This is a genomic window from Streptomyces sp. ID05-39B (assembly GCF_033794725.1).
Classification (GTDB): Bacteria; Actinomycetota; Actinomycetes; order Streptomycetales; family Streptomycetaceae; genus Streptomyces; species Streptomyces bobili.
On the sequence record NZ_JARGEF010000228.1, the window covers coordinates 1 to 13,000 of the forward strand.

Here is a 13,000-nt window from a genome sequence, read left to right on the forward strand (position 1 = left end):
GGACGGTATCCACCACGCCCTTTCCCGCCCGCGCCGCGCACCGGCGGGGGATGGCCTCGCGGCGCGGGCGGGAAAGGGCGTGGTGGATACCGTCCCACCTCTGCGTCGGGGGCCGGTCACACCGAGTGTGCGAGTGATGATAGTCCCACCGTTTGACCTTTCAAGATTGACGGACGGGTAACGTCCGTATCCGCTCGTGCGGTTGGCATGTGCCACGGTTGGGGCGCGCTCGACGGGATACGCGGACGGGGACAGCGCAGCCGGAACAGCATCCCGGGAGGCATTCATGGGCAGCGAGCCCGAGACGACCGCCGACGACGCCTACCAGCCCACCGGCAGCAACGAGGAGCAGGAGGACGCCGCGCCGCTCGACCTCCAGGACGCGCTCGACGAACGGACCTACGACGACATCCTGGACGAGGGCTACTCGCCGCCGGAGAAGCCGCTCGGCGTCACCAAGCACGGCACCACCGCCGGTGAACAGCACGACGGGGAGACCCTCGACCAGCGTCTCGCGCAGGAGGTCCCGGACGTGTCCCGGCCCGCCGGGGACGGCATCGGCGACCTTCCGGGCGGCGAGGGCGAACCGGTCGACCCCGAGGCGGGCGAGGGGCGGGCCGGCCGCCTGGTCGCTCCCGACGAGGGCGCGCGTGCGGACGCCACCAAGGAGGAGATCGCCGAGGACGTCGGCATCGACGGCGGCGCCGCGGGCGCGGAGGAGGCCGCCGTCCACGTGGTGGACGACGACAACCTTCCCTAGGAAGACGACAACCTTCCCCGGGAAACCGTGCGTCAGTCCCCGATGCGGTCCAACTGCCGCAGCCGGTTGGTGGCGTCGAGGGCGGCGACCTTGTACGACTCGGCGAGCGTCGGGTAGTTGAAGACCGCGTCCACCAGGTAGTCGACCGTGCCGCCGAGGCCCATCACGGACTGGCCGATGTGGATCAGCTCGGTCGCCCCGGAGCCGAAGCAGTGCACCCCCAGCAGGGTGCGGTCCTCGGGGGACACCAGCAGCTTCAGCATGCCGTGCGCGTCGCCGATGATCTGGCCGCGGGCCAGCTCGCGGTAGCGGGCGACGCCCACCTCGAAAGGCACCCGGTCCTCGGTGAGCTGGTCCTCGGTCCGGCCGATGAAGCTGATCTCCGGAATGGTGTAGATGCCGATCGGCTGGAGCCGGTGCGTGCGCCCGACCGGCTCGCCGCACGCGTGGTACGCGGCTGCCCGGCCCTGCTCCATCGAGGTCGCGGCCAGCGCCGGGAAGCCGATCACGTCACCGACGGCGTAGATGTGCGGCACCTGCGTGCGGTAGTGCTCGTCCACCGTGATCCGCCCGCGGGCGTCCGCCGCCAACCCGGCCTTCTCCAGCGCCAGTTCGCCGGTGAGGCCCTGGCGGCCCGCCGAGTACATCACGGCGTCGGCGGGGATCTTCTTGCCGCTCTCCAGCACGGTCAGCGTGCCCCGCGGATGCCGCTCGACGGCGGCCACGGTCTCCCCGAAGCGGAACGTGACCGCGAGGTCGCGCAGATGGTACTTGAGCGACTCGATGACCTCGACGTCGCACATGTCGAGCATCCCGGCTCGCCGCTCCACCACCGTGACCTTGCTGCCGAGGGCGGCGAACATGCACGCGTACTCCATGCCGATCACGCCGGCGCCCACGATCACCATCGACCGCGGCACCCGCTCGATCGTGAGGACGTTGTCGGAGTCGAGGATCGTCCGGCCGTCGAACTCCACGCTCTCCGGCCGGGCGGGCCGGGTGCCGGTGGCGATGACGATGTGCCCGGCGCTCAGCAGCCGCTCCTGTCCGCCCGCCTCCCGCAGGGCCACCGTGTGCTCGTCGACGAACCGGCCGGTGCCGGAGTACAGGGCGACCTGGTTGCGGGACAACTGGCTGCGGATGACGTCGGTCTCCCGGCTCACCACGTGCTGGGTGCGCGCGGTCAGGTCGGCGACGGTGATGTCCTCCTTGAGGCGGTAGCTCTGCCCGTAGAGGCCGCGCTGGGTCAGGCCGGTGAGGTAGAGCACCGCCTCGCGCAGGGTCTTGGAGGGGATGGTGCCGGTGTGGAGGGAGACACCGCCCAGCATGTCGGGGCGGTCGACCACGGCGACGCGGCGGCCGAGCTTGGCCGCGGCTATGGCGGCCTTCTGGCCGCCGGGGCCGGATCCGAGGACGAGCATGTCGAAGTCGGGCACCTGCGGAGTCTGTCAGCCCGGGGGGCACCTCGGTGAGCGAAACGGCGAACCTGCCAGGGGAAGGGCCGCGGGGTCGGGGCGGGGTCAGGGGAGCATCTTCTCGATGCTGTCCGGTCCTTCCGCCTCCAGCTTGCGCCGCGCCCATTCCAGGTTGCGCGGGGTGAGGTCCCGGCCGGCGGCCAGGACCATGTCCTCGGGCGACACCTCGGTGCCGGTACGGGTGTGGAGCAGTTTGTCCGGGGTGGTGCGCTCACGCAGTGGCTGGGAGGGATCGGGCTCTGAGATCGACATGGTCTCGGCTCCTCGGCTCGGAGGGCTGCTGCGGGCCCGGTGCCGTCATGGGCCCACTAACACCATTCATCCTGGGAGCGCACCGTGCATCCCGGGGGCTCCCTGAAACAAGGAGTACCGCTTCGCGCCGGGACGTAACGTCGCCCCGGCCGCTTCCCGCCCCGGCCCCGGGTCCGCGCCCCGAAACCCGTACGGCGATCGAGGACCAGGCCCGTCCGCCGGTGCGAGGGCCGGGGCGCGGCCCCCCGGTCCAGGAGGCAAGGGGCGGCGGAGGCGAACAGCGTCTCCGGATGCCCGTACCGCCCGCCCGGCGTCTAATGGCCCGTATCGGGTCCTCGCGAACCACCTCCGGCAGCGAAGGCGAAGTCCATGGATTCCAGCGGCGACCCGCGAGGCGGGGCACTGCGGCGGCTCGGCACCTGGTGCGCCCGCCATTTCCTGATCGTCATCATCGGCTGGCTCGTCGCCCTCGTCGCGCTCCAGGTGCTCAGCCGCACGCACGGTGGAACGTACTCGGACGACTTCTCCCTGCCGGGCGCCCAGTCACAACAGGGGCTGGACGTGCTGAAGAAGCACGACCCGCAGGCCGGCGGCTACGGCAGCCAGATCGTCCTGCACGACGCGAAACAGCCCCTGACCGCGTTGGGCTCCCAGATGTCCACCACGGTCGGCGACCTGGAGAAACTCCCGCACGTGCTGGCGGTGCAGAATCCCCTCACCCAGACCGCCTCGAAGGAAGGACCGGTCTCGGGCGACGGAAAGACCGGCTACATCACCGTCCGCTTCGACGTCCAGCCCTCCACCCTCGACGACGACTACCTGGACGGCGTCGACCAGGCAGTCCAGCCGCTGCGCGCGGCCGGTGCCGACGTCGAGTACGGCGGCCCGCTCGGCGAACTCGCCCGGCCCGCCGCGGACGACCGGATCAGCGAACTGATCGGCTTCGCCGTCGCCGTCGTCGTGCTGCTGGTCGGCTTCGGCAGTGTCATCGCCGCGGGACTGCCCCTGCTGACCGCCCTGATCAGCGTGGTCGGCGGTCTCGCCTGCCTCGGCCTGCTCGCCGCCGCCTTCACCTTCGCGACCGTCTCCCCGACCCTCGCCACCATGATCGGACTCGGCGTCGGCATCGACTACGCCCTCTTCCTGGTCACCCGGCACCGGCAGAACGTCATGGACGGCACGGACCCGGCGCGGGCGGCCGGACATGCCACCGCCACCAGCGGACGGGCCGTGCTGGTCTCCGGCTGCACGGTGATCGTCGCGTTGGCCGGCCTGTACGCGTCCGGCGTGAGCTTCATCGGCAAGCTGGGCCTCGCCGCCGCCGTCACCGTCGTCTCCGCGGTCGCCGGTGCCCTCACCCTCGTGCCCGCCCTGCTCGGCCTCATCGGCCGGCGCATCGACCGCTACCGGGTGCGCAAACCCGTCGCCGAGACCGCGGAGACCACCGGGACCGCCGGCGCACCGGCCCAGGGCACCTGGCACCGCTACGCGCTGCGGGTGGAACGGCGGCCCTGGCGCTACCTCGCCGCGGGAGTGGCCACCATCGCCGTGCTGGCCGTCCCGGTGTTCTCCCTCCAGCTCGGTCACATCGGTGACGGCGCCGACCCGACCTCCTTCACCGACCGACGCGCCTACGACCTGATGACCGACGCCTTCGGCCCCGGCTCCAACGGGCCCCTCACCGTCGTCATCGACCAGAGCACCGTCCCCTCCGACCAGCGCTCCGCCCTCTCCTCCCAGGCACAGAAGACCCTGAGCGCGGTCCCGGGAGCGGCCACCGTCACCCCGCTCACCCCCACCCAGGACGGCGACGTCCTGCTCGCCACCGTCTACTCCGCGAAGTCCCCGCAGAGCGCCACCACCACCGACCTGACGAACCGTCTCATCGACGACACCCTCCCCGACGCCGTCTCCGGAACGGACGCCAAGACCTACGTCACCGGCACCACGGCCGCCCAGGTCGACTTCCGTGACATCGTGGCGAGCCGGCTGCCACTGATCATCGGTGTGGTCGTCGCACTGGCGTTCCTGATCATCCTCGCGGTCTTCCGCGGCCTCCTGGTCGCCGTCAAGGCCGCCGTCCTCAACGTTCTGTCGATCACGGCCTCCTACGGCGTCGTCGTCGCCGTCTTCCAGTGGGGATGGGGCGGGCCCGCCCTCGGCGTCTCCGGCAAGGTGCCCATCGAGAGCTATGTGCCGATGATGATGTTCGCGATCATCTTCGGCCTGAGCATGGACTACGAGATCTTCCTGCTCTCCCGCGTCCACGAGGCCTGGCTGCGCACCGGGGACGCCAAGGCCTCCGTCGCCCATGCCCTGGAGATCACCGCCCGGGTCATCACCTGTGCCGCCCTGATCATGGTGAGCGTCTTCGCCGCGTTCGTCGTCAGCGACAACATCGTCGTCAAGATGCTCGGGCTGGGCCTGGCCGTCAGCGTGCTCATCGACGCCACCGTCGTGCGGCTGCTCATGGTCCCGGCAGTGATGACCCTGCTGGGCCCGCACGCCTGGTGGATCCCGCGCCGGCTGGACCGGATCCTGCCGCACATCGACGCGGAGGGGGACGGGGCGGTGGGGAGGCGGCCCGCGTAGGCCGCCGGGGAAAGCCATGGACCGTCAGGCGGGGGAGTCCCAAGGGTGTGACCGCCCGCCCGGTGGACCCCGCGCCGGCTGGACCGGATCCTGGAGTGGGAAGCCGTCCACGCCGAGATCGGCAGGCGCGTCGCCCTGCACTCGCCCGACGGTCCCGTGGCCGAGTTCCTGCTGCACATCCGGGGCGACCGGGCCTGGTTCCGGTGGAGCGATGAACCGTTCGAAGAAAGCTGACGAGCCCTTGACAGGTTTGCGTCCCCACTCTCCGTGCATTCGGAAGACGTACACGCTTTCCGACGGAGATGGGAGGAACCGTGGGCATCATCGCCTGGATTCTGATAGGCCTGCTCGCTGGGGCCGTTGCCAAGATGCTGCTGCCGGGGAAGGACCCGGGCGGCATCATCATCACCATGCTGATCGGCGTCGCGGGCGGTCTGCTCGGCGGCTGGCTCGGCAAGGTGATCTTCGGGGTGGACTCGATCGACGGCTTCTTCGACCTGTCCACCTGGATCGCCGCGATCGTCGGCTCGCTGATCCTGCTGCTCCTCTACCGGGCCTTCACCGGCAACAAGCGCACCCACCGGCACGCCTGACCGGCACGCCTGACCGGCACGCCCGACCGGCACGCCCGACCGGCCGCGGCCGGCGCGATCTCAGCCGGCGTCGGAGGCCAGCAGGCTTCCCGCCTCGGCGAGGATCTCGGTGACCCGCAGGCCGAACCCGGCGTCGCAAGGGTGCGGTCGCCCGTCACGGGCCGCGGCGCACAACGCGTCCGCGGCCCGGCCGAGCGCGCTCGCGGAGTCCGCGGAACTCTCCGGGAGCCGCGTGACCCCGGCCTCGCCGCGGATCTCCACGCCCGTTCCGGACGCGGCCGACGGGGCCGTCAGGCTGAGCGTCAGCGTGCTGGAGGCGCCGTCGGCATGGTCCAGGACCAGGTGCACGGTGTCGCCGGGTCCCGCCGCCGCGGCGGCCACCCGGCGGACGTCGCCGAGGACCGGCAGCAGCACGGACAGGGCGTGCGGGCCGACGTCCCACAGGGCGCCCTTCTCCCGCCGCCACGGCGTGGCGAACGGATGCTCCTCGCCGGTGAACACCGACCCCAGCCACTGCGCGTGACCGGTGAACCAGCCCCCGGTCTCCGCCTGTTCGGCGATCCACGCCTCGGGCTCGGGGAGGAAGCGGGTGGTGAAGAAGACCACCGACGCGACCCGCGCCCGCGTCACCGCGCGCACCACGTCGCGCGCCCCCGCCACCGTCGCGGCGAGGGGCTTGTCCAGCAGGAGATGGCGACCGGCCCCGGCTGCCCGGACCGCGAGTTCCGCCTGCACGTCCGGCGGCATCGCCACGGCCACCGCGTCCACCTCCGCGAGCAGCTCGTCCACGTCGTCGAAGGCCCGGGTGCCGTGACGGTCCGCCAGTTCCTTCGCGGCGGCGGGGCGCCTGCCCCAGACTCCGACGAAGTCGAGATCCTCGTGTGCGGCCAGAACGGGAGCGTGGACCATCTGGGCCCAGGCGCCGGTGCCGAACAGACCGATGCGCATGCCGCTGACTCTCCCTGCTGCCGGTCGGGGGTGGGCCGGTCGGCGCCGGGGCGCCGTCCTCGTCGGCGAGCCTCGCACACGGACGGCGCAGAAGTGCACCCCTGGGCACTCATCCCGGCAGGGAGAGGGCCTGTGGGTGGGAGGGGGGCAGGTCAGGCGACCCGGGGCTCGACGCCGGGCCCGCCCGCACCCGACGTGCCCGCACCCGACTCGTCCGCGCCCGACGTGCCCGCACCCGACTCGTCCGCGCCCGACGTGCCCGCACCCGACTCGTCCGCGCCCGACGTGCCCGCGTCCGACTCGTCCGCGTCCGGTCCCGGGCTCCCGGACGTCCCCCGGACCAGGCGCAGATGCCTCCTGCGCCCGGCATGGCGCCGCCTGGCCCGCTCGGGCGCGGCGGGCGCGAGCACACGGTCCTCCACCCGGTCCATGACCATCAGCAGGATGGACAGCATCGGCAGCAGCAGTACGGCGACCCACATCACGGCGGTTCTCCTCGTCCGGCGACCCGGTCCGAGTGCACCGATGTGCGCCGTTGATGCCGGAAACGCCGGAGAATCGCCGGGAAACGCCGGGAGAACGCCTTCAGCAACGCGGCACCCGCCCCCGATACTTCCGCCGTGGTGAGCGGCTTCGCCCGGCACCGCCCGCACGAGACCGGTGACATTGCCGGTCCCCGGGCGGTGGCCGCGCCCCGACAGTGGCACGACCAGCCCCTCCACGGACCCGCCCGGCCGGGCGGGCCGTCACGACAGAGAGGACGACTCGTCGTGCAGCAGCAAGCGCGTACCGGTGCCGCCCACCGGGTGCCCACCGGTTCCCCCCACCGCAGATTCGCCCGGTTCGCCGGCCTGGCGACGGCGATCGCCGCGGTCGTCGGCCTCACCACCCTCAACGGGGCCGGGGCACAGGCCGCGGACAACCCCTACGAGCGCGGACCGGCGCCGACCACCTCCAGCATCGAGGCCGCCAGGGGCCCGTACGCCGTCTCGCAGACCTCCGTCTCCTCCCTGGCCGTCACCGGCTTCGGCGGGGGCACGATCTACTACCCGACCAGCACCGCCGACGGCACTTTCGGAGCGGTCGCCATCTCACCCGGCTACACCGGCACCCAGTCCACGATGGCCTGGCTGGGCCCGCGGCTGGCCTCGCAGGGCTTCGTCGTCTTCACCATCGACACGAACACCGTTCTCGACCAGCCCGACTCGCGCGGACGGCAGTTGCTCGCCGCCCTGGACCACCTCACCCAGCGCAGCTCGGTCCGGGGCCGGGTCGACAGCACCCGGCTCGGCGTGATGGGGCACTCGATGGGCGGCGGCGGCAGCCTCGAGGCCGCCAAGACCCGGCCCTCCCTCCAGGCGGCGATCCCGCTGACGCCGTGGAACACCGACAAGAGCTGGCCGGAGGTCAGCACACCCACCCTGATCTTCGGTGCCGACGGCGACACCATCGCGCCCGTGGCCAGTCACGCCGAGCCCTTCTACTCCTCCCTGCCGTCCTCCCTGGACCGCGCCTATCTGGAGCTGAACGGCACCTCGCACCTGACCCCGATCTCCTCGAACACGACCATCGCGAAGTACAGCGTTTCCTGGCTGAAGCGGTTCATCGACAACGACACCCGCTACGAGCAGTTCCTGTGCCCGCTGCCCCGCCCGAGCCTGACCATCGAGGAGTACCGGGGCAACTGCCCGCACACCTCCTGACGCCCCGCACGGCACACGCCGTGTCCCACGCCCCACGACACCGGCGGCGGTCGCGCACCTCGCGCGACCGCCGCCGCCGTTGTGCCCCGTCACGGCGCGGGCCCGGGGGAGTTGGGCACCGGCACAAGCCCGCACACCGCACCGCACCACCGAACTCCCAGGTCACCGACGGGAATCGGGACTTCGCGCGGGTGGACGCGTGACTTCCGCCTCACGTTACGCGTGCGTAACGTCACGTGAATGACCGGACAGACGCCCGCGACCCCCGGCCCGGCGCCGCACCGGGCGACGGCCCCGGCGGACCGGCACGACGACGCCGCCGTACGCGTCGTCACCGGCGAACCCGGCTGCGGCCGCACCTGGTTCCTCGAACGCGCCGCCCGCGCCTTCGCCGCCGGGCCCGTGGTGCGCGTACGGGCCGACCCCGCGGGCTCGGCCGTCCCCGGCGGCGGCCTGCGCACGCTGCTGCGCGCCCTCGGCGAGGCCACCGGCCGCGCACCGGCGGGCGGATCCGGGCAGGCCCTGCTCGACGCGCTCCGCGCCGGCTCCCGCCCGCTGCTCGTCTGCGTCGACGACGCACACCTGTGGGACCCGCTCTCCCGCGCGGCCCTGAGCGACGCCGCCCGGCACCTGAGCCGTACGACGACGGCGGCGCGCCTGCTCCTCACGGTCCCCGGACACCGCCCGCCCGCCCCGGAGTTCGCCGGACTGACGGTGACCCGTGTGGACCCGCTCACGCCGCCCGAGGCGGCCGCGCTCCTCGACGAGGTGACCGGCGGGGCCCTCGACGGGGGAGTCCGCGACGAGATCGTGGACGCGGCCGAGGGCGTTCCGGCCCTTCTGCTGGCCCTCGTACGGCGGCTCTCGCCCGCCCAGGTGCGCGGGGACCGTCCGCCGCCCCGCCCGCTGCCCGGCGCCGAGGTGCTGACGGACGTGGCCGGCGGCTGCCTGGACGGCCTCACGCCCGGCCGGCTCGGCCTGCTGCTGACCGTGGCCGCCGCCGCACGGGACGACGAGGACACCGCCGTGGACCGGGGACTCGTCCTGCGGGCGGCCGGGCAACTCGGGCAGGACGGCGCCCTGCCGCTGCCCGAGCTGCTCGCGGCGGCCGACGACGAGGTCCGTTTCCACAGCGAGCTGCTGCGCAGGACGGTGTACGCGGCGGCGCCGCAGGAGCGGCGGCGGGCCGTGCACCTCGCCCTGGCCGGGGAGCTGGCGCCAGGGGACCCGCGGGCCCTGCTGCACCGGGCCTGGGCCGGAGCCGTACGCGGGCGCGAACTGGCGGCCGTCGCGGGGGACCTGCCGTCGCGCCGGCTGCGCTGCGCCGCGTACGCCCGCGCCGCCGAACTGTGCGAGGACGGTCCCCGGCGCGCCGAGCGGTACACGGCCGCCGCCGGGCAGGCCCTCCTCGACGGACGTTCCCACCAGGCCCTGAGACTCCTCGACGCGGCCCGGACCGGCACCGCCACCGCCGTCGTACGGGGCCGTGCCGCCCTGCTGCGGGGCACTGTGGTGCTGCACGACGGGCCCGTGGACGAGGCCCAGGCGTCCTTCCTGCACGCCACCACCCTGCTGGCCGACCGCTCCCCGGCCGACGCCGGGACCGCCGCGCTGGCCGCCTGCGACGCGGCATGGGCGGCGGGCGACCCGGCGGGATGCCTCGCCGCACTCGAACGCTGCGGGGAGACCGAGGGCCACGACGGCCGGGGCGGGTCCCGCGCCGACTACCGGCTCGGACTGCGGGCCCTGCTGGAGGCACGGTTCGAGGAGGCCGCGGTCCGGCTGCGCCGGGTGGCGCGGGACCTCGACGGCCGCGAGACCTGCGGCGATCCGGAGGACGTCCTGCGGGCCGCCGCGGCGGCGCTGATGCTCGGCGACCTCGCCGGCGCGCGCCGGGCGGGAGCGCGGGCCCTGGCCGCCGCCCGCACCCTGGACACCGTCGCGGCGCTCGCGCGGGCGCGGGAGTACCTGGCCTACGCCGAACTGCGCGCCGGACGGCACGCGCTCGCCCGTACCCACGCCGAGGAGGGACTGCGCGCAGCCCACCGGGCCGGGCAGCGCAACACGGCCGCCCACCAGCACGCCGTACTGGCGCTGGCCGCGTCGATCGAGGGGGAGACCGAGCTGGTCGCCCGGCATGTGGCCGCCGCGCTCGGCACGGCCCGCCGGCACGGTCTCGCGCAGGCGGCGACGCTGGCGGAGTGGGCGGCGGCCCGCGCCGACCTCGGGCGCGGCCGGCCCCAGGAGGCCGCCGACCGGCTCGGACCGCTCGTACGGCCGGGCGCCCGGCGCGGGCACTTCGCGCTGTGGATGCTCGCCGTGCCCTGCTACGTCGAGGCCGCCGTGTCCGCAGGGCAGAGCGAGGGCGCCCGGAGCGTCGTCGAGGAGTTCGCCCTGTGGGCCGGGTTCGGCGCCGACCCCCAGGCGCCCGCCCAACTGCTGCGCTGCCGTGCCCTGCTCGCCCCGGCGGACCGGGCCGACGCCCTCTACCGGCAGGCCCTCGAGCTGCACGACACGGCCGGCGGCGACTTCGAGCGGGCCCGCACCGAACTCCTGCACGGCAAGTGGCTGCGCCGCCGGCGCCGCCTGCGCGAGGCCCGCGACCGGCTCGGCGCCGCCCTGGTCGGCTTCGAACGCTGCGGGGCCCGCGCCTGGGCCGAGCAGAGCCGCGGCGAGCTGCGCGCCCTCGGCGCCGAGGCGAGCGGACCGCGGTCGGCGGGGGCCGCGGACCTGGCCGGACTCACCCCGCAGCAACTGCGCATCGCGCGTCGCGTCGCCGAGGGCGCGACCAACCGGGAGGTGGCCCTGACCCTGTCCGTGAGCACCCGTACCGTCGACTATCACCTGCGGAAGGTCTTCGCCACGCTGGGTGTGCGGTCCCGCCTGGAACTGGCCCGGCTGGTCGAGCGAGCGGAAAAGACCGGTGCACACCCCTAGGGACCGACCGGACGGTATGTCATCCTTCGGGGCAGGACCCGCCAGCCGGCGGGATCCGCGCGGACCCCTCGGCCGGCCCGGAGCCGGACAGGGCACCGCCGCGCGGGAGCCGCCGGGTCACCGACCCCTGGGGGAGGACCGCATGCAGCACGCCCTTCGGCCACGGATTGCGCTGCGCCCCGCACCGGCCGGACCCACCGGACCCGGCCCGCGGCCGCGCCCACGTGTCCGGTCGCTCATCGACGCCGACGCCCTGCGCGTGCTGCACCGCGCCGCGCGGGTGCTGCTGGGCGACCTGCCCGACCTCACCGACCGGCTGGTCGCCGCCCTCCAGGAACTGGAACCCGCCTACCGCGTCGCCGTGGAGAGCGACCCCGCAGCCACCTGGCAGGAGGTGCACCGCTCGCTGCGGCACAGCGTGAACTCGCTCCTCGACCCGCGCGGCAACCGGGACGCGGCCCGCCGCTGTTCCTGGAAGATCGGCGCGACCCGGGCCGAGCAGGGCCTGCCGCTCGACGCCCTGCTGCACGCCTTCCGGCTCGGCGGGTCCCTGGTCTGGCAGGGCCTGGTCGACGAGACCTCCCGCTCCGCCCCCGAGGACGTACGCCTCCTCGTGCACGTGGCCGCCGACGTGTGGAACTTCGTCGACGAGCACTGCACGCTGGTCGCCGACGCCTACCGGCAGGTCGAACGCCAGCTCGCCTGGCGGCGCGAGAACCGGCTGCGGCTGCTGGCCGCCGCCCTCCTGGAAGGCACCAGCCGCATCGCCGACCTGCCCGAGGCCGCCGAAGCCCTGGACCTGCCCGAGCAGGGCCGCTACCTCGTCGTCGCGGTGTCGGGCGGCTCCCCGTCCGAGGCGGCCGGTGCACGTGCCTCGGTGGGACGCGGTGCGCGTGTGCACTGGCACACCGGGGTCGAGGTGGACTACGGCATCGTCCTGCTCGGCGACGGCCAGGACGAGACGGCGATCGACGGCGGCCCGCCCACGGGCGCCCGCGTCGGCGTCGGCACGGCCGTGCCGGGCCTGGCCGCCGTCGGCGACGCCCGCCGACTGGCGGACACCGCGCTGCGGATGTGCCCCGGGACCGGCGGCACGATCCGCCTGACCGAACACCTCCCGACGGCCCTGGTGATCTCCTCCCCGGACCTCGCCACCGCCCTCGCCGACCGGGTCTTCGGCCCCCTGAGAACCCTGGAACCCGCCGACGCGGCCGTCCTCCTGGACACCCTCGCCACCTGGCTGGCCTGCGACGGCTCCGCACAGCGGGCGGGTGAACGCCTCTACTGCCACCGCAACACCGTCCTCAACCGCCTCCGCCGCTACGAACAGCTCACGGGCCGCTGCCTCTCCCGCCCGACGGACGTCGTCGAGATCACCCTGGCCCTGGCGGCCCGGCCCACCCTCTGACGACCACGGTTCCCGGCGGTACGGCGAGAGGCCGCACCGCCGCTCATGAGTGCCCGCACACCTGTGCTCCGCCGTGGCGCGAGTCCCGTCGGTCCGGTTGGGGTGGCCCGCTGCCTCCGGTGCCCCCGGTGCCCCCGCTGTCGCCGTACCGCCGCGACCGGCGGTACGGCGAGACGGCCGCACCGCCGCTCACGCGTGCCCGCACACCCGCGTGCCGCGTCCGCACACCCGCGACCGTGCGTCCGCGTCCGCACACCCGCGTCCGTGCGTCCGCGTCCGCACGCCCGCGACCCGTGCGCCCGCGTTCCCCGCCTGGGCAGCCGCACAACCCC

10 protein-coding genes are annotated in these 13,000 nt (G+C 74.2%); 6 read left to right on the forward strand and 4 right to left on the reverse strand.

Going from position 1 to position 13,000, the window contains the following annotated elements:
- Positions 1-286: 286 nt before the first annotated feature.
- Positions 287-760 (forward strand): DUF5709 domain-containing protein, encoded by a 474-nt coding sequence (locus tag P1P75_RS33055; protein ID WP_319262518.1) that lies wholly within the window; start codon positions 287-289, stop codon positions 758-760.
- Between the two features lie 32 nt (positions 761-792).
- Here the strand turns inward: P1P75_RS33055 and sthA are convergent, their stop codons facing one another.
- Positions 793-2,196, reverse strand: coding sequence for a Si-specific NAD(P)(+) transhydrogenase (gene sthA / locus P1P75_RS33060; RefSeq protein WP_319262520.1), 1,404 nt, complete (start codon positions 2,194-2,196; stop codon positions 793-795).
- A gap of 84 nt (positions 2,197-2,280) precedes the next feature.
- Positions 2,281-2,487, reverse strand: a complete 207-nt coding sequence (locus tag P1P75_RS33065) for a hypothetical protein (protein ID WP_319262521.1) — start codon at positions 2,485-2,487, stop codon at positions 2,281-2,283.
- 369 nt (positions 2,488-2,856) lie between these two features.
- Here P1P75_RS33065 and P1P75_RS33070 point away from each other — a divergent pair, with 369 nt between their 5' ends.
- On the forward strand, positions 2,857-5,079 hold the full coding sequence (locus tag P1P75_RS33070) for an MMPL family transporter (protein WP_319262523.1): 2,223 nt from the start codon (positions 2,857-2,859) through the stop codon (positions 5,077-5,079).
- Positions 5,080-5,393: 314 nt separating this feature from the next.
- Positions 5,394-5,672, forward strand: a complete 279-nt coding sequence (locus tag P1P75_RS33075) for a GlsB/YeaQ/YmgE family stress response membrane protein (protein ID WP_086772542.1) — start codon at positions 5,394-5,396, stop codon at positions 5,670-5,672.
- Positions 5,673-5,732: 60 nt separating this feature from the next.
- Here the strand turns inward: P1P75_RS33075 and P1P75_RS33080 are convergent, their stop codons facing one another.
- Complete coding sequence (locus P1P75_RS33080) at positions 5,733-6,620, reverse strand: Gfo/Idh/MocA family oxidoreductase (protein WP_319262524.1); 888 nt, start codon at positions 6,618-6,620, stop codon at positions 5,733-5,735.
- A 152-nt stretch (positions 6,621-6,772) separates the two neighbouring features.
- Positions 6,773-7,105 carry a hypothetical protein gene (locus P1P75_RS33085; protein ID WP_319262526.1) on the reverse strand — a complete coding sequence of 111 codons (333 nt, stop codon included), beginning with the start codon at positions 7,103-7,105 and terminating at the stop codon, positions 6,773-6,775.
- Positions 7,106-7,426: 321 nt separating this feature from the next.
- Between P1P75_RS33085 and P1P75_RS33090 the strand changes: the two genes are divergently transcribed.
- From P1P75_RS33090 to P1P75_RS33100, 3 genes are all read left to right on the forward strand, one after another.
- A complete protein-coding gene (locus tag P1P75_RS33090) occupies positions 7,427-8,323 on the forward strand; it encodes a dienelactone hydrolase family protein (protein ID WP_319262531.1) in 897 nt (298 codons plus the stop codon).
- Between the two features lie 240 nt (positions 8,324-8,563).
- Positions 8,564-11,260 carry a LuxR C-terminal-related transcriptional regulator gene (locus P1P75_RS33095; RefSeq protein WP_319262528.1) on the forward strand — a complete coding sequence of 899 codons (2,697 nt, stop codon included), beginning with the start codon at positions 8,564-8,566 and terminating at the stop codon, positions 11,258-11,260.
- Between the two features lie 142 nt (positions 11,261-11,402).
- Positions 11,403-12,668: a helix-turn-helix domain-containing protein gene (locus tag P1P75_RS33100; protein ID WP_319262530.1), complete on the forward strand. Its 1,266-nt coding sequence runs from the start codon at positions 11,403-11,405 to the stop codon at positions 12,666-12,668.
- Positions 12,669-13,000: the final 332 nt, after the last annotated feature.

Excerpts from the sequence above, each read along its gene's own strand:
- P1P75_RS33100 (WP_319262530.1), top strand. The coding sequence starts at position 11,403 with ATGCAGCACGCCCTTCGGCCACGGATTGCGCTGCGCCCCGCACCGGCC.
- P1P75_RS33065 (WP_319262521.1), bottom strand. The coding sequence starts at position 2,487 with ATGTCGATCTCAGAGCCCGATCCCTCCCAGCCACTGCGTGAGCGCACC.
- P1P75_RS33095 (WP_319262528.1), top strand. The coding sequence starts at position 8,564 with ATGACCGGACAGACGCCCGCGACCCCCGGCCCGGCGCCGCACCGGGCG.
- P1P75_RS33070 (WP_319262523.1), top strand. The coding sequence starts at position 2,857 with ATGGATTCCAGCGGCGACCCGCGAGGCGGGGCACTGCGGCGGCTCGGC.
- P1P75_RS33055 (WP_319262518.1), top strand. The coding sequence starts at position 287 with ATGGGCAGCGAGCCCGAGACGACCGCCGACGACGCCTACCAGCCCACC.
- P1P75_RS33080 (WP_319262524.1), bottom strand. The coding sequence starts at position 6,620 with ATGCGCATCGGTCTGTTCGGCACCGGCGCCTGGGCCCAGATGGTCCAC.